Source organism: Capsulimonas sp., assembly GCF_039929585.1.
Classification (GTDB): Bacteria; Armatimonadota; Armatimonadia; order Armatimonadales; family Capsulimonadaceae; genus Capsulimonas.
Genome location: NZ_JBDSQY010000020.1, coordinates 1 through 26,283 on the forward strand (window position 1 = coordinate 1; position 26,283 = coordinate 26,283).

At 59.9% G+C, this 26,283-nt stretch carries 19 protein-coding genes; 6 read left to right on the forward strand and 13 right to left on the reverse strand.

Annotated elements, in window-relative coordinates; all coding sequences use genetic code 11:
• Nucleotides 1-43: 43 nt before the first annotated feature.
• The 3 genes from fusA to rpsL all read right to left on the reverse strand — a co-directional run bounded on the left by fusA (nt 44) and on the right by rpsL (nt 3,139).
• Nucleotides 44-2,143, reverse strand: coding sequence for an elongation factor G (gene fusA / locus ABIZ35_RS00860; protein WP_348217984.1), 2,100 nt, complete (start codon nt 2,141-2,143; stop codon nt 44-46).
• Nucleotides 2,144-2,214: 71 nt separating this feature from the next.
• Nucleotides 2,215-2,688, reverse strand: coding sequence for a 30S ribosomal protein S7 (gene rpsG, locus ABIZ35_RS00865; protein WP_348217985.1), 474 nt, complete (start codon nt 2,686-2,688; stop codon nt 2,215-2,217).
• Nucleotides 2,689-2,734: 46 nt separating this feature from the next.
• Nucleotides 2,735-3,139, reverse strand: coding sequence for a 30S ribosomal protein S12 (gene rpsL, locus ABIZ35_RS00870; protein ID WP_119322404.1), 405 nt, complete (start codon nt 3,137-3,139; stop codon nt 2,735-2,737).
• Nucleotides 3,140-3,536: 397 nt separating this feature from the next.
• Between rpsL and ABIZ35_RS00875 the strand changes: the two genes are divergently transcribed.
• The gene (locus tag ABIZ35_RS00875; RefSeq protein WP_348217986.1) at nt 3,537-4,145 is read left to right on the forward strand and encodes a Uma2 family endonuclease; all 609 of its coding nucleotides are present in this window, start codon (nt 3,537-3,539) and stop codon (nt 4,143-4,145) included.
• 3 nt (nt 4,146-4,148) lie between these two features.
• Here the strand turns inward: ABIZ35_RS00875 and ABIZ35_RS00880 are convergent, their stop codons facing one another.
• The 3 genes from ABIZ35_RS00880 to rpoB form a co-directional block, all read right to left on the reverse strand.
• Complete coding sequence (locus tag ABIZ35_RS00880; RefSeq protein WP_348217987.1) at nt 4,149-4,553, reverse strand: hypothetical protein; 405 nt, start codon at nt 4,551-4,553, stop codon at nt 4,149-4,151.
• Between the two features lie 81 nt (nt 4,554-4,634).
• Nucleotides 4,635-9,080: a DNA-directed RNA polymerase subunit beta' gene (gene rpoC / locus ABIZ35_RS00885; RefSeq protein WP_348217988.1), complete on the reverse strand. Its 4,446-nt coding sequence runs from the start codon at nt 9,078-9,080 to the stop codon at nt 4,635-4,637.
• A 249-nt stretch (nt 9,081-9,329) separates the two neighbouring features.
• Nucleotides 9,330-13,484, reverse strand: coding sequence for a DNA-directed RNA polymerase subunit beta (gene rpoB / locus ABIZ35_RS00890; RefSeq protein WP_348217989.1), 4,155 nt, complete (start codon nt 13,482-13,484; stop codon nt 9,330-9,332).
• A 224-nt stretch (nt 13,485-13,708) separates the two neighbouring features.
• On the opposite strand from rpoB, the gene ABIZ35_RS00895 reads away from it, so the two are divergent.
• Nucleotides 13,709-14,725, forward strand: a complete 1,017-nt coding sequence (locus ABIZ35_RS00895; protein WP_348217990.1) for an NAD(P)H-dependent glycerol-3-phosphate dehydrogenase — start codon at nt 13,709-13,711, stop codon at nt 14,723-14,725.
• Between the two features lie 252 nt (nt 14,726-14,977).
• Here ABIZ35_RS00895 and rpoD read toward each other — a convergent pair whose 3' ends face one another.
• From rpoD to ABIZ35_RS00910, 3 genes are read right to left on the reverse strand one after another with little or no spacing between them, the layout of a single operon-like run.
• Nucleotides 14,978-16,111: an RNA polymerase sigma factor RpoD gene (gene rpoD, locus ABIZ35_RS00900; protein ID WP_348218000.1), complete on the reverse strand. Its 1,134-nt coding sequence runs from the start codon at nt 16,109-16,111 to the stop codon at nt 14,978-14,980.
• A gap of 60 nt (nt 16,112-16,171) precedes the next feature.
• Nucleotides 16,172-18,001: a DNA primase gene (dnaG, locus tag ABIZ35_RS00905; RefSeq protein ID WP_348217991.1), complete on the reverse strand. Its 1,830-nt coding sequence runs from the start codon at nt 17,999-18,001 to the stop codon at nt 16,172-16,174.
• Nucleotides 18,002-18,028: 27 nt separating this feature from the next.
• Nucleotides 18,029-18,889 (reverse strand): hypothetical protein, encoded by an 861-nt coding sequence (locus ABIZ35_RS00910; protein ID WP_348217992.1) that lies wholly within the window; start codon nt 18,887-18,889, stop codon nt 18,029-18,031.
• A gap of 216 nt (nt 18,890-19,105) precedes the next feature.
• On the opposite strand from ABIZ35_RS00910, the gene ABIZ35_RS00915 reads away from it, so the two are divergent.
• From ABIZ35_RS00915 to ABIZ35_RS00925, 3 genes are read left to right on the forward strand one after another with little or no spacing between them, the layout of a single operon-like run.
• Complete coding sequence (locus ABIZ35_RS00915) at nt 19,106-19,717, forward strand: sigma-70 family RNA polymerase sigma factor (protein WP_348217993.1); 612 nt, start codon at nt 19,106-19,108, stop codon at nt 19,715-19,717.
• Nucleotide 19,718: 1 nt separating this feature from the next.
• On the forward strand, nt 19,719-20,285 hold the full coding sequence (locus ABIZ35_RS00920; RefSeq protein ID WP_348217994.1) for a zf-HC2 domain-containing protein: 567 nt from the start codon (nt 19,719-19,721) through the stop codon (nt 20,283-20,285).
• A complete protein-coding gene (locus ABIZ35_RS00925) occupies nt 20,285-21,352 on the forward strand; it encodes a sigma-E factor regulatory protein RseB domain-containing protein (protein ID WP_348217995.1) in 1,068 nt (355 codons plus the stop codon). Before ABIZ35_RS00920 ends, ABIZ35_RS00925 begins: the two co-directional genes overlap by 1 nt.
• A gap of 188 nt (nt 21,353-21,540) precedes the next feature.
• On the opposite strand, the gene ABIZ35_RS00930 is transcribed toward ABIZ35_RS00925, so the two are convergent.
• From ABIZ35_RS00930 to ABIZ35_RS00945, 4 genes are all read right to left on the reverse strand, one after another.
• The gene (locus ABIZ35_RS00930) at nt 21,541-22,077 is read right to left on the reverse strand and encodes an NUDIX domain-containing protein (RefSeq protein ID WP_348217996.1); all 537 of its coding nucleotides are present in this window, start codon (nt 22,075-22,077) and stop codon (nt 21,541-21,543) included.
• Nucleotides 22,078-22,080: 3 nt separating this feature from the next.
• Nucleotides 22,081-22,629 carry a dTDP-4-dehydrorhamnose 3,5-epimerase family protein gene (locus ABIZ35_RS00935; protein WP_348217997.1) on the reverse strand — a complete coding sequence of 183 codons (549 nt, stop codon included), beginning with the start codon at nt 22,627-22,629 and terminating at the stop codon, nt 22,081-22,083.
• A gap of 10 nt (nt 22,630-22,639) precedes the next feature.
• Entirely contained in the window at nt 22,640-23,089 is a 450-nt protein-coding gene (locus ABIZ35_RS00940; RefSeq protein WP_348218001.1) for an FKBP-type peptidyl-prolyl cis-trans isomerase, read from the reverse strand.
• 165 nt (nt 23,090-23,254) lie between these two features.
• The gene (locus tag ABIZ35_RS00945; protein WP_348217998.1) at nt 23,255-24,322 is read right to left on the reverse strand and encodes a glucose-1-phosphate thymidylyltransferase; all 1,068 of its coding nucleotides are present in this window, start codon (nt 24,320-24,322) and stop codon (nt 23,255-23,257) included.
• A 107-nt stretch (nt 24,323-24,429) separates the two neighbouring features.
• On the opposite strand from ABIZ35_RS00945, the gene ABIZ35_RS00950 reads away from it, so the two are divergent.
• The gene (locus ABIZ35_RS00950) at nt 24,430-26,184 is read left to right on the forward strand and encodes a hypothetical protein (RefSeq protein ID WP_348217999.1); all 1,755 of its coding nucleotides are present in this window, start codon (nt 24,430-24,432) and stop codon (nt 26,182-26,184) included.
• Nucleotides 26,185-26,283 lie beyond the last annotated feature (99 nt).

Sequence of the window (26,283 nt, forward strand, 5' to 3'; positions counted from 1 at the left end):
TGAGACCGGCGCGTGGTTTTAACACACACGCGCCGGCGGTGAATTACTGCTGTCGGGTCTGAAGCTTACCGGCGGCCTTCGCCATCAGTTCTTCAGCGACATTGCGCGGAACCTCCGCGTAGTGCGAGGGCTCCATGGTCGAAGTCGCGCGGCCCTGGGTCATCGAGCGCAGTGTCGTGACATATCCAAACATCTCCGCGAGAGGAACCTTAGCCTTGATAATGACGGTGCCGCCATAGCTCTGTTCCTGACCCTCGATGATGCCTCGGCGAGAGTTAAGGTCGCCGACGACGCTGCCCAAGAACTGATCCGGCGTGATGACTTCCACGCCCATGATCGGCTCCTTGATAACGGGAGTAGCCTTGCGGCACGCTTCCTTGAAGCTCATGGATCCGGCGATCTTAAACGCCATTTCCGAAGAGTCGACTTCGTGGAAAGAACCGTCCGTCACCAGGACCTTGATGTCTACCATCGGGTAGCCGGCGATAACGCCGCTTTCCATGGCTTCCTTGACACCGGCCTGGATCGGGTTGATGAATTCCTTCGGGATCGATCCGCCAACGGTCTTGTTGACGAACTCGAAGCCGAGGCCCGGTTCCTGCGGCATGACCACGATTTCGCAGTCGCCGTACATACCCTTACCACCCGACTGGCGCTTGAAGGGAACGCGTCCGGAAGCTTCCTTCTTGACGGTCTCTTTGTAAGCAACCTGCGGCCGGCCCTGGTTAGACTCGACTTTGAACTCACGACGCATACGGTCCGTGATGATGTCCAGGTGAAGCTCACCCATACCCGCCAGGATGACCTGACCGGAGTCTTGGTCTGTCGAGACGCGCAGGGTCGGGTCTTCCGCGGACAGGCGCTGCAGAGCAAGGCCCATCTTTTCCTGGTCGGCTTTGGTCTTCGGTTCGATCGAGATCGAGATAACCGGCTCGGGGAAGGTGATCGCTTCCAGGAGGACGGGCTTCTTCTCGTCGGCCAGCGTGTCACCGGTCGTCGTCAGCTGAAGGCCGACAGCGGCGGCGATATCACCGGCGAAAACCTCATCGACTTCTTCGCGCTTGTTGGCGTGCATTCGAAGGATGCGCGAAATTCGCTCGCGCTTGCCCTTGTTCACATTGTAAACATAGGAGCCCTTCGTCAGCGTACCGGAGTAAACGCGGAAGAACGTCAGGTTACCGACATGCTGGTCGTTCATCAACTTGAAGGCCAGGGCCGCAAAGGGCTCACTGTCCGACGGCTCGCGGCTGGTCTCTTCCTCGGTATCGGGGTCGATCGCCGGGACGGCGCCAACATCAATAGGCGAAGGAAGGTAAGCCACGATCGCGTCCAGCAGCGGCTGGATGCCCTTGTTCTTATAAGCGGAGCCACACAGCACCGGAACGATCTTCAGTTCAAGCGTACCCTTGCGGATCGCAGCCTTCAGCTCGTCGATGGTGATCGGCTCTTCCATCAGGAACTTCTCGATGAGAGCCTCGTCGCACTCGGCGACCTTCTCAATCATCTTTGCGCGGTATTCCGCGACGAGTTCCTGCATCTCTTCCGGGACATCGCCGACTTCGGGATCCTTACCATCATCCGTTGGGTAGATGATGGCTTTGTTCTCGACAAGATCGATGACGCCCTTGAAGCCGACTTCAGAGCCGATCGGAACCTGAAGGATCACGATGTTGGCGCCGAGGCGATCAACGATCGTACCGGCGGCGAAGAAGAAGTCGGCGCCGGTGCGGTCCATCTTATTGACGAAGCACATGCGCGGGACACGATACTTCGTGGCCTGTCGCCAAACGGTCTCGGACTGCGGCTGGACACCGGCAACGGCGTCAAACAGCGCAACCACGCCGTCCAGGACGCGCAGGGATCGCTCAACTTCGACGGTGAAGTCCACGTGTCCGGGCGTGTCGATGATGTTGATGCGGTGGTTGTCCCAGAAACAAGTCGTCGCGGCGGACGTGATCGTGATGCCGCGCTCCTGCTCCTGCTCCATCCAGTCCATGGTCGCAGCGCCTTCGTGTACTTCACCGATCTTGTAAGTTCGGCCGGTGAAGAAGAGAATGCGCTCGGTACATGTGGTCTTGCCGGCGTCAATATGCGCGGCAATTCCGATATTTCGTGTTTTCTCTAAAGTATATTCGCGTGCCAATGCAGTTACCTCGCCGGCCAGAAGGCCGGCGTTATCCATATGTCAGAAACCAAATACGCGTCGCCGCGAGCTTAGAAGCGGTAGTGAGCGAACGCCTTGTTCGCATCCGCCATCTTATGCTTCTCTTCACGCTGGCGCACCGCAGCGCCGCTATTATTGGCGGCGTCGTTGAGCTCGGAAGCGAGCCGTTCGATCATAGTCTTACCGCTGCGCTTGCGGGCGGCGGCGACGAGCCATCGAAGAGCCAGGGACAGCTTGCGGTCGGTGCGGATTTCCATCGGCACCTGGTAGGTGGCGCCGCCGACGCGGCGCGGCTTGACTTCGACCTGCGGCATTACATTGCGCACGGCTTGCTCGAAGACTTCGATCCCCTTGCGACCCGCTGAGCGGCTCTCGATCTGCTCCAGGGCGCTATAAAAGATCGTCTCCGAGACGCTCTTCTTTCCACTCAACATCATCCGATTGACGAAGCGCGTCACCAGGCGGTTGTGATAGACGGGGTCTGGGGTGATCGCACGCTTCTTTGCAGGTCCTTTACGAGGCATGAACTCTTCTCCTAATACAAATACAACTAAAAAAAACGGACAGAAACTACTTCTTCACGACTGCCTTCGGGCGCTTGGTGCCGTACTTGGAGCGGCTGCTCTTGCGGTCCTTGGTGCCCTGGGTGTCCAGCGTGCCACGAACGATGTGGTAGCGGACGCCGGGAAGGTCCTTGACGCGGCCGCCACGGATCAGGACAACGCTGTGTTCCTGAAGGTTGTGACCGATGCCCGGGATGTAAGCGGTGACTTCCGTGCCGGGGTTCTTGCGGCCGGAGCCGGTCAGACGGACACGAGCGATTTTGCGCAGCGCGGAGTTCGGCTTCTTGGGAGAAACGGTTCGAACGACGAGGCATACTCCGCGCTTCTGCGGATTACCCTTCATTGCGGGCGCTTTGCTCTTCTTGATGACGCGCTTGCGTCCCTTGCGGACTAGCTGGCTAATTGTCGGCATTGCGTTAGCAATCCTTTCGCGAGGCGGTTTAATAAGGTCGTTTACGAAAATGATGTCTCAAAGCAGAGGCACAAAAACACCCCGATGCCGGCGATATTCTTTCGAATCGGCGACACGGGGCACACACTCATGACGATCGACAAATTGTCGGTCAAAGCACATGGAAGCATTCTGATCAAATCAGCAGCAGCTTCCGAAAAAGGCCCCCTCGCAAACAAAGACTCAGCGAACCGAGTAACGGTCAACGCACTTCTTCGAGACGAACCTTAGTATTATACTGCCGAGGTACTTGCTTGTCAAGCTTTTGTCTGAGTCTGTACAAAATAGTCGATGATTCACGTATTTTCTGCACTCTGCAATATAATGAGGCTATCCGAGTCGCGGGAGGACTCATATTATGACGGGATTCGTAACTCAAAGCAACCATTCAGAGAAACCCTACCCTATCGTACGACCTCGCAGATGGAGTCGCGATGAGTATTACAAGATGGCCGAGTGCGGCATCTTCGGTCCTGAAGAGCATTGGGAGTTGATTGACGGAGTTATTATTGAAAGAATCGGCTCCTTTAGTCGTGGCTACTATGGGTGCGTCCATCTCACTCGCAAAGCATTGCATGCGATTTATAGAAACGATTATTATGTTTCTTCGCGCTCGCCGCTCATATTGAACAATTTTACTGAGCCAGAGCCTGATATTGTTGTCGCCCTAGGTAATGTTTTGAATTACAGCGCCCAACATCCAACCGCAAACGACACTTGTCTGGTAGTTGAAATTGACGATGGGAGGCTGGCGCGCGATTATGATTTCAGAGCAGCACTCTACGCTGAAGCAAGCATCCCCGAATATTGGATTGTCAATTTGCTAGAACGGCAGCTAGTAGTTTACCGTACTCCCGTAAATGAGCTTGGCTACCAGAGTGTTATAACGGCGACCCAAGAAGAGAATGTTTCTTCGTTGTTTGCCCCAGAACTCACAATCGCCATCTCACAGCTTTTTTCAGGATAGAGCTTATCTTATGTCAGTAGGATCCCACCAGCGATGGCCTTCATAGGTGAAGACCTCGTCTCCTCGTAGTTCTGCCCAGGTTACCGTTTTGGTATTGGCGAGTTCGATAAGAGCATCAACGCCAATTTCATTTATGTAGTCAGAGAGCCGTCTGTCAATTGCATGCGCTAACTTTAATGTGTCGCCAACATCCGTTGCCTCGGTATCAGTGTACAAACCTATAGCAGGCTGTACGCCTCCCCACAGGCAGATTGGCATTAGTTCAAAAATGACCCCATCAGGAACAGGCGTTAACTCTCTGATCTTATCGTACAAAACAGCGAGGCATCGAGTGGCAATATCAGAATTTATTGGCTCTCCCAACATACTCAGATCAGGCTGAATTAAGTCGCAACCGTAACTTTTCATAGCGTCACCCTCCACCGAATATGAAGAAAAGCCGCCCCTGCTTTCGCGGGGGCGGCTTTTTGTTTGTCTTAACTCTGCGATTTAGATCGCGGATTCAGAGTCGTTGTCGATGGTCGGGGCGTCGGAGTCGCCGCCGAGGGCTTCGCGCTCGGCGAGGAGCGAGAGGCTGTCGCCGCTAGTGCCGGTGGCTTCGCGGATCACGGCGAGGTCGTCGTCGTTCAGCGTTGTCTCCTGGTCGAGGACGGCGGTTCCGCCTCGGCCATTACCGCGACCGACGGGCTTGGACGCTGCGTCCATGCCTTCCAGAAGCGGCTCCAGGTTGCGGTATTGGGGCAGGCCCGTACCGGCCGGGATCAGACGTCCGATGATGACGTTTTCCTTCAGGCCGACCAGCGAGTCCTTCTTACCGCGCACGGCGGCTTCGGTCAGGACACGGGTCGTCTTCTGGAAGCTCGCCGCCGACAGGAAGCTGTCGGTCGCCAAGCTGGCCTCGGTAATACCAAGAAGCAGCCAGTCGGCCGTCGCTTCCGTTCCGGGCGTCTCACGCTCGATGATGGCGGTGTTCGTGTCCTCGAACTCGAACTTGTCCACCATCTGGCCGGGCAGGAACTCGGAGTCGCCCTGCGATTTGATCTTGCGCTTGCGCAGCATCTGACGCGCGATGACTTCGATGTGCTTGTCGTTGATATCAACGCCCTGAGACTTGTAGACAGACTGGATCTCACGGACGACGTAGTTCTGCACGCCGCGGATGCCCTGGAGTTCCAGGACCTTCTGCGGATCGAGCGGACCTTCCGTCAAGCGGTCACCCGCCTCAACGATATCGCCGGTCTTCACCTGGAGCGTACCGCGATACGGCACCATGATCTCCTTGCGGATCTTGACGCCGGTGATGCCCACTTCGCGCATCTTCTTGATCATCTTTTCGGTCAGCTCGGTGCCGGCCGTCAGATTTTCAGGAATCTCCGCAGCGCGCTTTGCGGCGGCGGCGGTCATGCCCTCGGTGTCCACGGAGCCCAGATACACATCCACGCCCAGCTTCTCGCCGTTCAGGCCCACGGTGGAGCCCTCGTCGAGCTGCACGGTGTGATGGATGATGACCTTGCGCAGACCCTTCATCTCGATGTCGGCGACTTCGCCGGCGTACTCGGTGACAATCGCCTGTCCCTTCGGCTTTCGAGCCTCGAAAAGCTCGACAACGCGAAGCAGACCACCGACTTGGTCCTCAAGAACCTTAAGAACCGCCTGGACGGCGCGAACGCGCTCTCGGTCGACCGTGGCCGCTCCGGGAACCTTCTCGTTCTCGTCCTTCTGGCTGTCGATGTTGACGATACCGCTGGCGATGTCGTTGTGCAGCTCTTTCAGGGCTTCCTGCTTGCGCTGCCGAACGTTTGCAACTCCTACCAGCTGTTTCTGCGCGATGCCTCCCGTGTGGAAGGTGCGCATCGTCAGCTGCGTTCCCGGCTCGCCGATGGACTGCGCGGCGATGATTCCCACCGCGACTCCCGGTTCGACCAGCTTGGAGTTCGCCAGGTCCAGACCGTAGCACTTGGCGCAGATGCCCATGCGCAGTTCGCAGGTGAACGGGCTGCGGACGCCTACGCGCTTCAGCCCGGTCTCCTCGATCTGGCGCGCCAGGCTTTCGGTGACCAGGTCGCCCTTGGCGACAATGATCTCACCGGCCTGCGCGTGGCCCGCCGGATAGGCGATGTCCACCAGGGCGAAGCGGCCATAGATGCGCTGGTTGAGCGGCTCGATGACTTCGTTGCTGTCGCGGATCTCTTCGACGTAGATCCCCATCTCCGTGTTGCAGTCGGCGTCGCGAACGATCACTTCCTGCGAGACGTCCACCAGGCGTCGCGTCAGGTAGCCAGCGTCCGCCGTGCGAAGCGCGGTGTCCGCCAGACCCTTACGGGCGCCGTGCGTCGAAACGAAGTACTCCAGGGTCGAAAGGCCTTCGTGGAAGTTGGACTTCACGGGGAGGTCTTCGATCATGTTGCCGAACGGGTCGGACATAACGCCGCGCATGCCGCTCAGCTGAGTGATCTGGCCTCGGGTGCCGCGGGCGCTGGAGTCGGTGAACATGAAGATCGGGTTCAGCGGATCGATATTCTCAAAGATCGCTTCGCCGACATCCTTTGCCGCCTTCTGCCACGCTTCCAGCACGCGCTCTTTGCGCTCGCCGGAGGTGATCAGGCCGCGCTGATAGTTGCGGTTGAGCTTCTTGACTTCCTCTTCCGTGTGCTTCAGGATCTCGTTGCGCTTCTCGGGAACGTCCATGTCCGTAATGGCCACAGTCATACCCGCCTTGGTCGCCTCACGGAAACCAAGCGCCTTGAGTTCGTCCAGAAGGATGATCGTGCGCTCGTCGCCGTTGGTGCGGTGGCAGCGCGCAATCAGCTCGCCAAGGCCCTTCTTGTTCATCAGCTTGTTGACATAGCGCATGTTGGTCGGCAGGATGTTGCTGAACAAGATCCTGCCTATGGTCGTGCGTGTCAAGGTGCGATGCTCGTCGTCGCCCTGCTTCAGGTAGCAGTCGATCGGCTCCTGCATCCCAATGGTCTGCGTGTCGAATGCGAGAGCGGCTTCCTCGGCGCTGGCGAAGAAGGGCTTCGTCGGTTCGCCGGGACGCATCATCGTCATGTAGTAGCAGCCCAGAACCATGTCCTGCGCCGGCGCGACGATCGGTCGGCCGTCGGCGGGCGAGAACAGGTTATGCGTGGACAGCATCAGGATACGGGCTTCCGCCTGAGCGCTCGCCGAAAGCGGCACGTGGACGGCCATCTGGTCGCCGTCGAAGTCAGCGTTGAACGCGTGGCAGACGAGCGGGTGAACCTGGATGGCCTTGCCGTCCACGAGCACGGGCTCGAACGCCTGAATCCCAAGGCGGTGCAGGGTCGGAGCGCGGTTCAGAAGAACCGGATGCTCGCGAATAACATCTTCCAGGGCGTCCCAGACTTCGGGCTTCAGCTTGTCGATCATGCGCTTGGCCGTCTTGATGTTGCTCGTGTAGTTGCGCTCCACGAGAGCCTTCATCACGAACGGCTTGAAGAGTTCGATCGCCATTTCCTTGGGCAGACCGCACTGGTGCAGAAGCAGGCGCGGGCCGACAACGATAACGGAGCGTCCCGAGTAGTCGACGCGCTTTCCGAGAAGGTTCTTTCGGAAGCGGCCTTCCTTACCCTTGAGCATGTCCGAGAGCGACTTGAGGGGCCGGTTGTTCGAGCCGACGACCGGGCGCGTGCGGCGTCCATTGTCGATCAGCGCGTCGACCGCTTCCTGCAGCAGGCGCTTTTCGTGGTTGACGATGCTCTCAGGCGCCCGGATCTCCGTGATTTTCTTCAGGCGGTTGTTGCGGTTGATGATGCGGCGGTACAGGTCATTCAGGTCGGACGTGGCGAAGCGTCCGCCGTCGAGCTGCACCATCGGGCGAAGCTCGGGCGAGATGACCGGGACGGCGTCCAGGATCATCCACTCCGGACGCGACTTGGACGTGATGAACGCCTCGGACACTTCCAGACGCTTGATGGCGCGGGCGCGCTTCGGGCCCTGGGTCTGCGTGATCTCGTGGCGCAGCTCGCGGGCCAGCTTCTCCAGGTCGATCTCGGCCAGAAGTTCCTTGACGGCGGCGCCGCCAAGACCGGCGCGGACGACTTCGCCCATATCGCGGTCGAGCTTCTCGCTCAGAACGTCCAGCAGCGATTCCAGCTTCCGGTAGTCATCTTCGGCCAGAAGCATACGCTTCTCGACTTTTTCGTCCAGCAGGGTCAGCGCATCGCGCAGGGACTGGATGGACTCGGCGGAGTCCTTCTCAATATCCTTGATCTCTTCGTCAAGATGCTTGTTGCGATCCTTGATGCGCGGTGCGTCCCAGATCTCAATGGCGGGCGGCTCGATCAGAACATCGCTTTCCACCAGCTCGCCTTCATCGTTGATGATCATCTGCGAAACGGGTTCGGGCTCGGCGCCTTCTTCGTGCGACTTGATCTCGCGACCGGCTTCGATGCGGGCTTCTTCAATGTCCAGGTCACGCTGCTCTTCCGACTCACGGATCTTCTCGTCCAGAGCCGCCCGATACTCGGACATCTCATTGTTGATGCGTCCGCGATCGACGTAGGTCACGATATAGGAAGCGAAGTAAAGCACTTTCTCCAGCGGCCGCGGGGAGATGTCCAGCAGCAGCGAGAGCGGCGAAGGAACGCCCTTGAGATACCAAATGTGGCAGACGGGCGCGGCAAGCTCGATGTGGCCCATGCGCTCGCGGCGAACTTTGGACCGCGTGACTTCAACGCCGCAGCGGTCGCAGATGATTCCCTTGAACTTGACCTTCTTATAACGGCCGCAGTGGCACTCCCAGTCCTTGACGGGTCCGAAGATACGTTCGCAGAAGAGACCGTCGCGCTCCGGCTTAAAGGTGCGGTAGTTGATGGTCTCCGGCTTCTTCACTTCGCCGTAGGACCAGGCGCGAATTTCGGCGGGGGACGCAATTCCGATACGAATTTTATCAAATGCGCTGGCATCCGTCATATTATTTCAATTCTCCAAACAGCCGATGCAGACAATTCCGGCGGCTCCGCCGTGCCCTCGGTATGGGAACCAAGCAGCGACGACTCAACATCCTTACTCTCCTGCGGCCATTACGGGAAAGCAAGGCGTTCACCAGGAAAACCTTCCGCCCCAGAAGGGACGGAAGGCTCCCCGGCAGGATTATGGGTTGCCGGAAATCAGATCTCTCGTTTTTGCTCCCGCGATTAGGTCGCGGGAGCGATTTCAGAACTAGCCGCCGAACAAAGCTTCCGCTTCGGCTTCGGCGCGAGGGAGTCTCGGGCGCAGTCCACGGCCGCGTCCTTCGCTGTCGCCGTAGTCTTCTTCTTTGTCCTTCAGGTCGATCTCGTGCTCCTGATCGTCTTCGACAGCCACCTTCAAGCCAAGCGACTGAAGCTCGTTGACCAGAATCTTGAACGATTCCGGAACGCCGGGCTCCAGCATCGCATCGCCCTTGACGATGGATTCGTAGGTCTTGACGCGGCCCAGAACGTCGTCCGACTTGATCGTCAGGATTTCCTGAAGCGTGTACGCCGCGCCGTAAGCTTCCAGCGCCCACACTTCCATCTCTCCGAAGCGCTGGCCGCCAAACTGCGCCTTGCCTCCCAGCGGCTGCTGGGTAACGAGCGAGTACGGACCGGTCGAACGCGCGTGGATCTTGTCGTCGACAAGGTGAGCGAGCTTCAGCATGTAGATCTGGCCGATGGTGACCGGGTGAGTGAAGAAATCTCCGCTCAGACCGTCACGCACCCACGACTTCGCCGATTCCTCGATGATGCCGCTGCGGCGCCAGACGTTGGTCTTGATCTTCTCGACGATCGAGTTCAGGTCGTAACCTTCGATCTTCGTCAGCTGGATTTCGCCCGTCTCTTCGTCGCTATCGAGGGACGACATATCGCCGTCGTAGTCCTCGGGCAGCATCACGGCCGGCTCAGCGCCGACATGCGCGGCGATCCGCTCCAGGCGAACCGCATCCAAAGTTCCAAGCTTGGCGAGCAGCTTCTCGAGCAGCACCTCAACCTTGTCCTTCTTCGTGGCTTCCAGATCGAGCCGAAGCTCCTTCTCGACATATGTGCGCAGCTTATCGTTGCGCAGCATCTCGGCGTAATCGCCAATGTCGTTCAGGATCTCGCTTTCCGTCGCGCTTTCAAAGATCGGATTGACGAACGAACAGCCCATCGCTTTTCCGACCAGACCCAAGTGCGTTTCCAGGATCTGTCCGATGTTCATACGTCCCGGAACGCCAAGCGGGTTCAGAACGATGTCCACCGGCGTGCCGTCCGGAAGGAACGGCATGTCTTCCTGCGGAAGGATCTTGGAGATGACGCCCTTGTTACCGTGGCGTCCCGCCATCTTGTCGCCTTCCATGACCTTTCGCTTTTGGGCGATATAGACACGGACCAGCATATTGACGCCGGCGGACAGCTCGTCTCCGGGCAGCCGCTCCAGCTCTCCGTCCCAATCTTCCGAGTGCAGGCTATCCGGCCGCTTCGAGAAGTTGAAGACGCGGCCCTTCTTGTCCTTGTACTTGAAGCGAGAGAAGACCTTGACGTCGACAATCTTGCCCTTTTCGCCGTGCGGAACGCGCAGCGAGACGTCGCGGGTTTCTTCCGCCTTCTTGCCGAAGATCGCGATGATCAACCGCTCTTCCGCCGTCAGTTCGCCCTGCCCCTTCGGAGCAACGCGGCCGACGAGAATATCCTCGGGGCGAACTTCAGCGCCGATGCGAATGATGCCGTTCTCGTCCAGGTCCTTCAGAGCGTCCTCACCGACATTCGGAATGTCGCGCGTGATCTCTTCCGGTCCCAGCTTCGTGTCGCGGGCTTCGACTTCATACTTCTCGATGTGGATCGAGGTGAAGACGTCGTCGCGGACCAGACGCTGCGAAAGAAGAATGGCGTCCTCGAAGTTGTAGCCGTTCCACGGAACGAACGAGACGAGCACGTTCTGTCCGAGGGCCAGCTCGCCCTGATCGGTGCACGGACCGTCCGCCATGACCTGACCGTCGCGAACGCGCTGACCGTTACTCACGATCGGACGCTGCGTGATACAAGTCGCTTGGTTGGATCGAAGCATGTTCAGCAGACGATACGTATCCTCGCCGCCGTCTTCCTCGGCGATCACGACGATCTCCTCGGCGGTGACGCGCTTGACGATACCCGAGCGCAGAGCGACGATGACGGCGCCGGAGTCGACCGCAGCGCGGCGCTCCATACCCGTCTTACAGACAGGCGCATCCGGACGCAGGGTCGGGACGGCCTGGCGCTGCATGTTCGAGCCCATCAGCGCGCGGTTGGCGTCATCGTTCTCCAGGAACGGGATCATGGCAGTCGCGACAGAAACGATCTGCTGCGGCGAAACGTCCATGTAGTCGATTTCGGTCGCCTTGATCAGCGGGTACTGGTTCTGGTTACGGACCTGGACCAGGGCCTCCACATACGTGTTGTCCGGATTCAAACGCACGCTTGCCGGAGCGATCTTGAAGTGGTGCTCGCCGTCGGCGGGCAGCCAGTCCAGATCGTTCGTGACCTTGCCGCCGATGACGCGACGGTACGGAGTTTCAATAAACCCGAACTGGTCGACACGGGCATGCACCGCGAGGCTTCCGATTAGACCGATGTTCGGTCCTTCCGGCGTCTCGATCGGGCAGATACGGCCGTAGTGCGAGTGGTGAACATCGCGGACTTCGAGCTTCGCGGACTGCCGGCTCAAACCGCCCGGTCCGAGCGCCGAAAGACGACGCTTGTGCGTCAGTTCGGCGAGCGGGTTCGTTTGGTCCATGAACTGGGACAGCTGCGAAGAACCGAAGAACGACTTGATCGACGCCGAGATCGGCTTGACGCTCAAGATGACCTGCGGCAGAATGTTCTCGCTGTCCAGGCTCGTCATACGCTCCTTGGCGACTTTCTCCATGCGGAGGAAGCCGAGGCGAAGCTGCGAATAAAGAAGTTCGCCGATGGAGCGGACGCGCTTGTTTTCCAAGTGGTCGATGTCGTCTACCGTACCGTCGCCCAGGGAAAGGGTGACGACGTAGCGCATGATCGCGATCACGTCTTCCTTGGTGATGTTGCGGATGCTGAGCGGCAGGGACAGCTTCAGCTTCTTGTTCATCTTGTGCCGTCCGACCTTCGCGAGGTCGTAGCGGCGCGAATCAAAGAAGATCGAGTTGATCAGCGAGCGCGCGGATTCCGGCGTGGCCGGATCGCCCGGACGGATCTTCCGGTAGATATCGATCAGCGCCGTTTCCTTGCTGTAGACGGCGGTGCCTTCCTGGTCGAGCGTCGCAACAATATAGTTATTGATGTAGACGATTTCCAGTGAGTCCAGACCCAGTGCCTCGATCTTACGCGCGGCTTCCTTGTCGATCTTCTCGTAGGCCTTGACGATCGCCTTACCCGAAGCATCCTGAATGTCCTGGCCTGCATACGGCGACCGCTTGCGCGGGCGGCTGTTGCGGGGCGAGCCGTCGTCGTTGAGAACGGGCTTGCCGTCGTCATCGAACTCCAGCACTTCCAGATCGGTCAGGAACTTGTTGAAGATCGTTTCACGGCTCGGGTGCAGGATCATTTCCGGCTCGGCGAAGAGCTTCAGGATGTCCGTGGTCGAGTCGCAGGGGGTCGACGGCAGCTCGACTTCGAAGAACTCAGGAAGAGCAGCCTTCTCAATCTTACGCATCTCCTGCACGCCGACGGTCACGCCGGCTTCGAGCAGAACTTCGCCCGTATCTTGATCGACGATCGGCGACGCCAGCAGCTTGCCGCTCAGTTCCTTCCACGGAACTTCGCGCACGCCGTCGGGCGAAGCGATCGGGAAGAGATTCAGCGCCCGCAGAAGCGTCGTGATCGGGAACTTACGCGTCTGTCCGATGCGCACGGTGATCGCGTCCGACGCGTCCGTCTCCACGTCCACCCAGGCGCCTTCGCTGGGGATGATCGTGGCAAAGTAGAGCTGGCGACCGGAGAAGTCAAGGGTATCCTTGAAATACACGCCGGGCGAGCGGGCCAGCTGAGAGACGACGACGCGCTCGGCGCCGTTGATGACGAACGTTCCCTTGTCCGTCATGAGCGGAAGATCGCCCAGGTAAACTTCGCTTTCAATTACCTCGCTGCCGCTCGACGACAAACGCACCCGAGCCTTGATCGGCGACTCGAGCGTGACGTCACGCGCACGGCATTCATTAATGTCATACTTCGGCTCACCCAGGGAGAACGCAACGAGCTCAATGGAATGATTGCCGGTAAAATCTGTAATCGGGGAAAAACTCTCGAATAGCTCTTTCAGTCCCTCTTCCAGGAACCAACGGTAGGAATCGAGTTGAAGTTCAACGAGGTTGGGGACATCCACTACGTGGGCAGTTTGCTTTGTAGTGTGCTGAATCTCTTTCAAACCTAGACCTCCTGTGCCAACGCACGAACGTACATGCTACCATAGTAGAACCGCAATGTCAAGAGCCCCTGTGGAAATTAATATAATATTTTCTCGGCGCCCTGTTTTGTCCTGCCTCGCATTGCTCTCTTGCACCCCCACCCGCCTTTCCGCTATAATAAGCGCGGCGCCCCGCGCCGGCAATCGCCGTGCGCCGCGCAAAGTTAACGGGGAGTAAAATCAAGATGGAACAAGAGCGAATCGCCATTCTGGGCGCCGGCAGCTGGGGCAGCGCGCTGGCGTATCTTATCGGCGGCAAGGGATACCATGTCGCCCTGTGGGACCGCGACAGCGAGCTGATCGAGGCGATCAAGGCCCAGGGACGCAATCCAAAGTATCTGCCGAACACACCTCTGGGCGAGACGGTGTTTCCCACCGCGTCCATGAAGGAAGCCGTGCACGACGCGCAATGGGTGATCGTCGCTGTGGCCTCCGATGGCGTGCGCGCTGTCGTTTCCGACGCCGCCGAGTTTCTCCATCCGCGCGCCAGCGTCCTCAGCGCCTGTAAAGGGCTGGAAGCCGATACCGGTTTCACGACTTCCGAGCAGATCAGCACGCTGCTCAGCGACATCCCCTACGCCGGGCTGGCCGTGCTCTCCGGCCCCAACCTCGCCGTAGAACTTTCGCGCGGCGTCCCGACCGCGACCGTAGTCGCGAGCTACGACCCGCAGATCGCCCGCGGCGCACAGGAAATGCTGATGACCGAGCGCAGCTTCCGCGTCTACACCAACACCGATGTGAAGGGTGTAGAGCTGGGCGGCGCATTAAAGAATGTGCTCGCCATCGGCGGCGGCATCTCGGACGGCCTCGGCTTCGGCGACAACACCAAAGCCGCTTTGATGTCGCGCGGCCTGATCGAGATGACCCAGCTCGGCGTCGCCACCGGCGGCAAGGCGCTCACCTTCCTCGGCCTCTCCGGCGTCGGCGACCTCATGGCGACCGCTGGCTCCCGCCTCTCGCGCAACTACCGTGTGGGACTCGGCCTCGCCCAGCGCAAATCGGTGGAAGAGATCTTAGGGGAGCTGCACCAATCCGCCGAAGGCATCGCCACCGCACGCGCCGCCCAGGTGCTCAGTCGTCGTTACCAAGTCCAGACACCCGTTTTCGCGGCGATCAATTCTGTACTCCATGAAGGCGTGTCGGCGGCGGTGGCCGTCGAAGAATTGATGACGCGCGCGGCGCGGGATGAGTTTGCGAATTAGAGGCCTATTCCGCGTTAGCCCCATCCTGGGAAGTAAATGAGAACGCCCCTCCAACCCAATTCGAGTGGGTGTTTCGCCCCTCCGCTCCCACAGGATTAGGATGGCCCCTCCGCCCCAATTCTGGGGGAGCTGAAAATGCCGTTGTCCGAAATCAGGTCCCCCAGAATTGGGGCGGAGGGACAATCTCCGGGCATCCGCACAACACCAAAAAAGCGCCTCCGTCTCTCGACGAAGGCGCTTTCTCATTTCTCTCTACTCAATATAATCCCGCAGCCGGCGGCAGCGGTTCGGGTGGCGCAGTTTCTTGAGGGCCTTCGCCTCGATCTGACGGATACGCTCGCGGGTCACCTGGAAGTGCTTGCCGACTTCTTCCAGCGTGTGCGGGTAGCCGTCGTCGAGACCGAAGCGCATTTTAAGAACGTCGCGCTCGCGGGTGGTCAGCTGATCCAGCGCTTCCTCGATCTTCTCACGGAGCACGACAAACGTCGCGGATTCCGTGGGCGACGTAGAATCGTTATCCTGAAGGAAGTCCGAAAGGTGACTGTCTTCCTCTTCGCCGATAGGCGTTTCCAGCGACAGCGGTTCGGGGGCGATGCGAATAATTTCGGAGACGCGCTCGATCGGGAGTTCGAGTTCCTTGCCCAGTTCTTCCAAAGTCGGCTCGCGACCAAGTTCTTGCAGGAGCTGGCCGCTCGTCTTGACGAGGCGATTGATCGTCTCGACCATATGGACCGGGATGCGGATCGTGCGGCCCTGGTCGGCGATGGCGCGGGTGATTGCCTGGCGGATCCACCAGGTAGCGTAGGTGCTGAACTTATATCCCTTACGGTAATCGAACTTCTCGACGGCGCGGATCAGGCCAATGTTGCCTTCCTGGATCAAATCGGGGAAGGACATGCCGCGCAGCGTGTACCGTTTGGCGATTGAGACAACGAGACGTAAGTTCGCCTGGGTCAGAATTTCCTTGGCTTCGTTGTCACCGCGCTCGATGCGCTTGGCGAGTCGGATCTCTTCTTCGAGCGACAGCAGATGGGTGCGGCCGATCTCACGCAGCCACATTCGGACGGAGTCGTCGAGGGGCATCCCCTCCATCGCGGACAGCTCTTCCTCAGCGACATCAGCGTCGGCGAGGGTAGAAGCGCTGTCGTCGCGCAGACGGACATCTTCAGCGCCGGCGGCGGAGGCGTATTCCTTGGCTTTGTTGACGACCTGCACGCCCTCATCCGAGAGAAACTGCAAAACGTCTTCGAGCTGGTCAACGCCGACTTCCGTCTGGTTTCCCATGACGTCGCTGATCTCATCGTAAGTCACGGCGCCGTTTTGCCGGCCCTGGCTGAGCAGTCGCTGGATATTGTCGCTGCCGGAGATTTTCGAATCGTTGCTCATCACAGACTCGGTTGCCACATCGCAAATTTCCTTTGTCGGCGCCATGTACTTCCCCTATTCCTAGGCGTCCAAGGCGCGCTCGGTCCCCTTCAGCCTGCCATGCAGAAGCTGGAATTTCTTCACATCTTCCGCAGTCGCGTTTCCACTATTAATACGCTCACGAAGCTTATCGCGTTCGAGATTATCGATTTTATTTTTGAGGTGACTGACGCTGTCCTCAAGCGCCTTCAAATTTAGCGGCGCCTTATCACCCATCAACAGGGCAGTCAATACGTTCTGCTGGTTCGCGTCTTCCAACTCTCCGACCAGAACGGCGGCGTCAAATGATCCGGTCCGGGCGTACTGCGCATAAAGCCTGTCGGCGATTACCTGCATCTCTGGATTGACGAAAGCCTCCGGACGTATTGAACCATAAACGTACAGCGATAGTTCCGGGTCGCCGGAAACCAGGGCTTGCAGCAGTTGCCGCTCAGCGACACCGGTGCGGCCCGCCGCCGGTTCGGTGGGACGGCGGTACGCATTCGTCTCACCGCTGGGCGGCGCATGCTGCACGGCGGCGTCCGGGTTCGCATGACCGCTCTGGTATGCCTTCACGTCCTCACGAATCTGGTCTTCCGCGTAAGCTGTCCCATTTGAGTACTGCGGATGGTAAGGCGCGAGTATACGAATGTACGGCTCCCGCTCGATCACGCTGGTAACGCTTGCAAGCACCGGAAGCGCCTTCCGAAACAGCGCCACTCGCTCGGCGTCAGTATCATGGGGCATCGTTTGTACGAGCTGGCGGATACGATACTCCATCATCGGCGCCGCGCGCTCCACGGCTTCCAAAAATGTCTGGCGCCGGCCGGCCTTCAAGAGGCTGTCCGGATCCTCCCCAACGGGGAGATTTAAAACCTTGACCTCGATTTCCTGAGCCTCAAAAATCTTCGCCGCACGGAACGCTGCTTGTAGTCCCGCGGAGTCGGCGTCAAAGGATAATACCACGGATTGGGCCAGTCGCGCCAATACTTTCACATGCTCTTCGGTGAGCGATGTTCCCAGGGTCGCAATCACGTTCTCGAAACCGGCCTGGTGGGCCGCCACGACGTCTGTGTAGCCCTCGACAATCACCGCTTGACCGCGCTCCGCAATCGCCTTGCGCGCACGCCACAAACCGTACAGTGTGCGGCTCTTCACGAACGCCGGCGTTTCCGGCGAGTTCCAGTATTTTGGCTGTCCGGGCTTCGCTTCCTCGATCAAACGTCCACCGAACGCGACAGGGCGTTCCTGAACATCTAAGATCGGGAAAATCAGACGGCCTCGCAGTTTGTCAAAATACCCACCCCGATCCGATTTTGAAACCAATCCCGCCAGTTCCGCATCAGCCGCCGGCACGCGCTGCTGCGCCAGGTGCGTGACGAGACCATCCCAGCTGTCGGGGGCAAAGCCGATCAAAAAGGCTTCCTGAGCGGCGTGGGCGATCCCGCGCTTCTCCAGATATTCCTGCGCCACGGGCGAGCGCTTAAGCATATCCTGGTAATAGCGAGTCGCCAGCGCATTTACCTTGTATATTCGGTCGCGCTCGCTGGGCTCAGCAGAGTGATGATACTGGTTTTGTCCGCGTGAAAGGGTGACTCCGGCGGCGAGCGCCAATCGCTCCAGCGCTTCTTGAAAGGAGAGGTTCTCGATCTTCTGCACGAACTTAATGACGTCGCCGCCTTCGCCGCATTGGCCAAAGCACCGCCAGATGCCTAGATCCGGATTGACCTGGAACGACGGCGACTTCTCATTATGGAACGGGCAGAGACCTTTCAGGTTCCTGCCCGCCCGTTTCAGAGTGACATATTGTTCGACGACCGAGACGATGTCGGTCCGAGCGCGCACATCGTCGATCTCGCTTCGATCGGCCATAATTCCCAGCCCGCCGCCGATCTTACTTTATTCGACGGCCGCGACGATAATACCAACCAGCTTTCCGTTGTAGAACTGGAAGGCGGCGTGCGAACGCTCGGTGTAGGTTTCCGTCAGGATCTTACCGGTGATGAACTGAGATTCCGGATAGCCATACTTGGCGTTGACCTGCGCCAAGCTCATTCCCAGCGCCACGCCCTTATCGGTGCGGACAGCGCCCTTGAACCCGGAGGCGTGGATCTGTACGACACGGCCGTCGGAGGACATGGTGAACTCCAGCGAGCCGCCGTCGGGACGATCGTAAATCCAGGTGACGCTATTTCTCTGAGCCACGGCCATGCCGCTCTGGCTGCCGCCGCCGCCCGCGCCGGGGTAGCCGCCGCCAGGACCACCCGAACCAGGGTAGCCGCTAGGGCCGCCTGCGCCAGGATAGCCGGTAGGGCTGCCCGATTCTCCATCGCCGCCGGGAAGACCGGGAAGCTGGCCAGGGGCTCCGCTTTCACCGCCTGCGCCGGGATAACTCGCGCCGCCCCCGCCTGCGCCGGGGTAGCTGGCGCCGCCTCGGCCGGGACCGCCCGAGCCGGGATAGCCGCCAGGGCCTCCCGCTCCAGCGGCGCCGCCCGCCGGGGCTCCGCCGGTCGTCAGCTGTCCGACACGCACTTCATCCGGGCTGCCATATTTGCGCAAAACCGCGCTCGACGTGCTGAAGACACGGATACCGGCCAGAGTGTGCTCGGCCGCCGCCATGGCTTGCGTGGCGAACGAAGCGCCTAGTGCAGCCGTCGCGATCAGTGTCGCGGCTGTGCGAGAAATCGTACGCCGGTTGGCGGTGTATCGCCGTCCGCTGTCCGTGGTCATGGGTTGTCCTCCGTAAATCGATCGGTTCATTGCTGTCTTCAAAACTTCCTCAGGCGGCCGGAGCCATGGAGGGCCAGGCATTCGCCGCCGGGTCTAATGATTATACGGTATAATTTCAAGCATCTGGCGCCATATTCCTGCTTCAATACGAAAATCCCAATTCTGTGCGTCAGTTTTTTTTGAACATCGTGTCGCACTGCGCGTCTTAAAGGGCAGATTAATCACCGGATGGACAGACGGAACGCTATGGCGACTGCTCAGGTAATGCGCGCGGGGTTTGCGGACTCCACGCTGATCGAACGCTGCCGGCGCCGCGACGAGGCCGCGTTTGCGGAAGTGGTCGCACGCTACAAGAATAAGATCTATAACTACGTCTGCCGCATGATGGGCAACGACGACGACGCCGAAGACATCACGCAAGAAGTGTTTATCCGGATGTACCAGTCTCTGGGATCGTTCCGGCAGCAGTCGAGCTTGAATACCTGGGTCTTCCGGATCGCGAGCAATCTTTGTATCGATCATTTCCGAAGGCGAAAAAAGCATCAGGCGATCGCCTATTCTTTAGATGAAACGGACGATACCGGCGAAAGGGCGGGACCGGACCGCGAAGTCCCGGACGCGACCTACGAGCCGCAGCGGCTTTTGGCGAGCAGCGAAATGTCGGCGCAGATCGAAATCGCGCTGACGCATCTGCCGGACAAGCTTCGCTCGGTGGTGCTCCTTTACGACTTAGAAGAAATGTCTTACGAAGAAATTGCGCGCGTCCTAGAAATTCCGGTCGGCACCGTGAAATCGCGCCTTTTCAACGCCAGACTGCAGCTGCGCAAACGGCTGTCCGATTATTTGAATCAGGAATAACATGAGCAATCCGTGTAAAAACTTCAGGCCGATGATCTCGGAGCATTCGGACGGGCTTCTCCCCCCCGCGCAAAGCAGCCAAGTGGAGAGCCACCTCGCGGAATGCGCCTCGTGCCGAACCTTCGCTCAGGAAATGAAGGTCATCTCCCAGGGCGTCGCCGCACTGCCGCGCCGGCAGACCTCAGCCGCCTTCGACACTGTTCTGGCGGCGCGTCTCGCGGAGGCCCAGCGCGTCGCAGCGGCGAAGCCCGCGTGGAGACGAGCGCTGGACAATCTCTTCTTCACGCCACAGCAGGCGCTCCGCCCCGGCCTGGCGGTTTGCGGCGTGGCCGCCGCCATGGGTGTGGCCGTGTTCTTCTCACCCCATATCGCGCCGCCAGCCATCACGCCTCCTCAGGCGCAGACCGATGACGGAGCCATGGTCGCCCAGTGCATCGAGCAGCATCGCTCCGATGTCTCGGCCCAGCCGCTCGACGACTGGTCCGCACAGAACCTCTCGCAGCAGTTCGACTCGAAAGCGCCCGCTGCGCCGAGCGCCGTCAGTCTTTCCGAAGAAGCAAATTTCTAATGACCGTCACACATCCGCATCTTTTGACCCGTGCATCGCGAATTGCCTTCACAATGCTCGGCGGCTTGATCCTGCTCGCGCCAAATCTCGCCGACGCGCAGGCCGGACGTCATACCCCGACGCCCCGCCCGCGCCGTTTCGCACACCGCACGCCGGAGGCCGCGCCCATCGCGGTGCTGCAGCGCCTGCTCCAGGCGGAGACATCGCTTGTCTTTGAGGGAACGCAAATTACCGCAGTGTCGCGCGACGGCTTGGATATCTCGTCGGAACAGCATGTGCTGCGCAACGGCGATCAGGCGTTTCGTATCGATTACACGCGGCCGGAGCGGCTGGCGGGTGAAAGTATTGTGGACAACGGCAAGTCCTACTGGCATTACCGGCCAAAGAACAACATCCTGGAAGTCGGACCGTCCCGCGTGCAGCGCCTGCGCAAACGGATCCATACCGTCATCGAACAAGCCAAGCGCGGAGCAGTGACCGTCACCATTCAAGGTCAGGACACGATTGCCTCCAGACCCTGTACGATTATCGACGTCAAGTCCGCCAATGGCCAGCCCAGCCCTTGGCGGCGTCTCTGGGTGGACGCGGCGACTGGCGCGCAGCTCAAGATCGAACAGTACGACGCCACCGGACAGCGCCGCTCGTCGTCGTTCTTCACAACGATTGCGATCAGTCCATCAATCTCGGCGGATGCGTTTGACGCTCCCGGACAAAATCGGCATCCCCAGATCAAGCAGCTCAGCGCCGACAAGCCCTTCCGTACGGTCGGCGAAGCGGAGATGAAGGCTGGTTTCTCCGCGCATCAGCCCACGTATCTGCCGCCGGGATACCGGTTCCAAGCGGCATCGGTCGGGAATTTCCGAGGCAAGAGCATGATCGTGCTGCGCTATAACAACGGCATCAGCGTCATCTCCCTCTTCCAAGTAGTGGACGACGGGACCATAGGCCCCAAGTTCGGCGGCAAGCGCATCGGTGCGATAACGCGCGCACAGGGTGGTCGAAAATTGGTGTTGGTGGGAAATATCTCGCCCAGCGAATTGAGCCAGGTGATTTCTTCGGTGCAGTAGAGGCCCTCACCCTCGGTCCCTCTCCCGGAGGAGAGGGATGTCCAAAGGTCGGGGCCAAAACGTGTTTCACGTGGGAAATCTTAATTTTATCAAGGATAGAGCTGAAGCATTCACCATTGTGCGAATCCACGTTAGGCGCTTGCCATTGGACATCCCTCTCCTCCGGGAGAGGGACCGAGGGTGAGGGGCTATTCCGCCGTCAGCGAGGCCATCGCCACGCCGCTGGGCATGAGATATTCGTGCTGCTCGCCAGCATATTCGAACACGGCGGCCATGAGGTCGTCCCAGAAAAAGTAGAGGTCGGCGATGTCTTCGATCTGGGCGAGGAACACGCCCCGCGACTCCGAGCCTTCGGGGATCGGCTCGAACCCGACGGCTTCCGCCACGAACACCGGGCAGTAACGCGCCTCCCCCGCCTTCGCGCCGCTGCGCGGCGTCAGCAGGTAACAGCCAATCAGACGCAGCCGGTTCTCGCGCAATCGTACGCCGGTTTCCTCAAAAATCTCACGCTCCGCTGCTTCGACGATCGTCTCCCCCGCCTCGATCTTTCCTGACGGAATGCAATAGCCCCGGTCGGTGATATCGGCAAGGACGATCTTGGCGCCGTAAAAAACAAATGTCAGCACGGCCCACAAGCGGCCTTCGCTGGCGGGAGGAAGTTCCACCCCTGGGAAGAACGTGGCGTCGGAATCCCAGGCGGGCCAGTAGACGGTGGGGAAGGACATGGACTAACCTCGCGTCATTTCCCAGAAATCCTTGCCGCCTGCGTCCCATGGAAGGCGGCGCTCGTCGGGGTCGGCAAGCGAGAAATGCTGATTGACGTAATAGAAGATCACAGCGGGCTGCGCCGTGAGATTGGCGGCGCCGTGCGCGACGCCTCGCGGGATATAAAGCAGCTGCGTTTTGCCGCCGCCCATCGCAATTCTCATGCGCACGTTATAGGACGGAGAATCTTTACGCGCATCGATCAGGCCGACAAGGATCCGATCGGTCGGAGGGACAAACCAGACGTCTTCCTGATTGTAGTGGAGATGAAACGCCTTGATGGCGCCCGGCAGCATGAGTGAATAGGACGATTGCCGCACTTTGAAGCCAGGGACACCTTCGAGGTTTCCCTCTTCGTCCAAACGAACGAGTTCGGCGAAGGAGCCGCCATCGTCGGACATGAGCCGCAGATCGATGAGACGAATCCCATCGATCCGGGGCGCAGGATCGTATTGCTGTGTCGTGACCATGTCCCGGAACTCGGGACCGAGGTCGCTTGGGGCCAGGGTCATGACGCCGCCTTTACTGGAAGCTGATCAGTTCGACGTCGAACACCAGGGTCGCGTTGGGCGGGATCACGCCGGGATATCCGCGAGGGCCGTACGCCAGGTCGCCCGGAACAGTGAGGATGCGACGTCCGCCGACCTGCATGGTCGCAACGCCTTCGTCCCAGCCCTTGATGACCTGACCAACGCCCAGCTTAAAATTGAACGGCGTGCCGCGGTCGCGCGATGAGTCGAACTTAGAGCCGTCGGTCAGTGTGCCGGTATAGTGCACGGTGACGGTCTGTCCGGCCTGCGGGCTCGCGCCCTCGCCGACCGTAATGTCTTCATATTGCAGCCCGGAGGCCGTGGTGATTGGATCCGCCATCGATCGATGTTTCCTTCCTGAATGCGCCAAAGCGCCTGCTGTCGAAATTTGCGGGCCTGCTTTCCGCCCTTTCCATGTTCTACCACCCCGGCCTTCGGCCACCCCTCCCTTGAAGCTGGGAAGGGTAGTTAGGATCGAAGTCGATAGCGGCTTTCGTCCGAGAATCTCTTTCCCACCCTTCCCTGCTTCAAGGGAGGGGTCGGCCGAAGGCCGGGGGTGGGTCACCCGGAGGGTGGCGCGAAGCGACGGGGTGGGTCACGCAGGCCCCTACTGTATGACACTGACCTCGGAATTGTCTCCGAGCATAAAGCGATACGCCTTCGGCTTGCGCGTCGTGCTACCGACTTTTACGTTCTTGCCGATCAGGCTGTCCTCAACGCGTGTGCCGAGATCGACGATTTCGCTCTTTTCCAGCACGATCGAATGCTCGATCTCGCAGTTCTTAATCGTGCAGCCATAGTAGACGCTGGTAAATGGGCCGATATACGCGTTTTCGACGAGCGTATTCTCGCCAATGATCGCCGGGCCGCGCACGACGGAGTTGATGATTCGAGCGCCCTTGCCGACATGGACCTTGCCCAGCAAGCTGGAAGCGTCGTCCACTTCACCCGCGCAGTACGCTTCCAAACCATCCAGGACGATCCGGTTGGCTTCCAGCATGTCGTCCAGCTTCCCGGTGTCTTTCCACCAGGAGCCGATGACATGCGAATGGACTTTGTAGCCGTTGTCGATCAGATACTGGATCGCGTCCGTGATTTCCAGTTCGCCGCGTGGCGATGGCTGGATGCTGTTCACGGCTTTGAAGATACTGGCGTCGAACATATAAACGCCCACCAGCGCCAAGTCTGTTTTCGGCTCCTTGGGCTTTTCGACCAAATGAACGACACGCCCCCCATCGAGCTCGGCTACTCCGAACTCGGTCGGGTTCTTGACGTGCGCGAGTAAGATTTGGGCATTATACCCTTCGGCCCGGAAGTCGTCCACCAGCGCAGTAATGCCGTCCTTGACAAGATTGTCGCCCAAATACATGACGAACGGCTCGCCGGCCATGAATTCCTCGGAGATTTTGACGGCGTGCGCAAGGCCGAGCGGGGCGTCCTGGGGAAGATAAGTGATGTGTACGCCCCACTGCGCGCCGTCGCCGCACGCTTTTCGGATCTCGGCATGGGTATCGCCAACGATAATCCCGATGTCCGTAATGCCTGCGTTTTTGATCGCTTCGATAGCGTAAAAGAGAATTGGCTTGTTCGCAACCGGCACCAACTGCTTGGCGCTGGTATGCGTAATCGGCCGCAAACGGGTTCCACGACCGCCGCTAAGAATGAGAGCTTTCATAAAATTGTTGACACTCCGCCGACGCCTGTGTTATGATTTTTGAAGCGCTTGCGTTTTTTCTCGCATTCAAGCAAGCAAGCGACCGGTTTTATTCGAACGACCCAATTATGACACAAAACAGCCACCCTGGTTCCTCCATGCCCGCGCGCGGCTTTTCGCGCCGCGCGTTTGCGCCGAGATCCCCGCGTCCGCGCTTCCGCCCGGTCGATACATTATGGCTGACGACCCTCGCGATCCTGAGCCTGGCGGCCACCGTGATCCGCTTCGGCAGCGACGCCTTGGGCGACATTGGCCCTTTCGCCGCAGCCGCGACAGTCGCCGGACTTTACTTTATCGGCTGGCGAACACGCGACCGCTCCACTGGCGTCATCGCCGGCGTTCTGCTCGCGGTCAGCCTTACCTACAGCGGCAGCTTGATCGGCCATCCCGCCACCGCCATCTTCACACTTCTTTCGGTCGGCGCGCTCGCCGCCATGGCGGGCGGGCAGCTGATCGCCGCCGCATTGCTCGCGGCGGTGGCGTCCGTGATCCGTCCCGATGGACTGTTGCTCGGGGCAGCCCTGCTCTGCATGCCGCCTCCGGACGACGACTCACGTCTGCGCTGGCGCCCCATCGGCTTGTTTCTCATTACAACAGCTCTGGGCGCACTGCTGGCCTACAGCCTGCGCTACACGCCGCCCCGGCTCATGATCGGCGTCAATCCCTATCTCATCGAGCAGGCCATGCTGGGCGGCAACGCCGTGCTCGCATGGTTCCTCTGGCCGTTCCTGGCGGAGCTGGGCGAACCGATGCGTCGTCAGCGCTGGCTGCCGTTCATCGTGTGGACAGTTCTTTACATCGCCGCGGAATCCCTCTTTTACTACGTACAGCCGGGACAATCCTGGCCGCCGCTGGCGCCGATCTTCGCGCTGCTCATAGGCGGCGGCATGTCGCGCCTGATCCCAGTGCTCGCCGGTGAGTTCGCGAACCCCACCATGCGATACGTACTCGCGACGCTTGCCGTCGTCAGCCTCTTCGGTGTCCGAGTCGCCCTGGATTGGCCCCACGCGCGTCTAATCCCCACCCTCCCTACGCCGAGTGTCGAAGCGACCGCGATACTCCCCACGCCGCAGGTAAGCGCCCCCAAGCCGAAACCTGCCGCGCATCCCGTGGCCGCCACACCGGCGCCACACCCCGGCGTCCCAGTTCCTATCCCAGCGCCGGTTCCGACGCACCCGATCGCTGCGGCGCCGACAACAATCAAAACACCTCCGCCCACGCCCATCGCGGTCATCCCCACGCCAACGCCCGCCGTGACCGTCACCGCGCCTCCGGCCAAACCGACGACCGTGCCGCACCATGTGGTCGTCGTGCCTGGGAACGCCGTTGCGCCTCAGCCCGACGCGCCTCAGATCCCGGACAGCGAGGGTGAGAACAATTCCGTCCGCACCTACACCTGGAAGAACGGACGTCTGGTCAAGCGCAACCGCTGGGCGATCGATTGGGATCGCAAACAATTAGCCCTGGCGAAACAGCGCGAAGCCGCCGCGCACAGCGCCCCGCCGACGGCGAGCGCTACAACGCCGCCAATGACTGCTCCAATGCCCGCTCCGGCCACGACAGCGCCCATTGCGGTGCATCCGAAGCCGGTCGCACCGAAACCGGCCACTGTCACTCCTACGCGAAAACCGGTCGCCGTCACACCGAAGCCTGTGGCGCCTACGACGAAGCCGGTCATGAAACCTGTGGGAACTAAGGTGAAACCAGTTGTCAAACCTGTAGTGAAGCGCGTCGTCGCCAAGCGGCCAGCATGGAAGCCCCGCGTGCGACAGCGCTCGATCTGGGCGATCCGGTGGGAGCAGGCGCATAAGAAGGCTCGGTAGAGACTTATCCCCTATGTGACCGTCCTGCGTGACCCACCCCGTCGCTTCGCGCCACCCTCCGGGTGACCCACCCCCGGCCTTCGGCCGACCCCTCCCTTG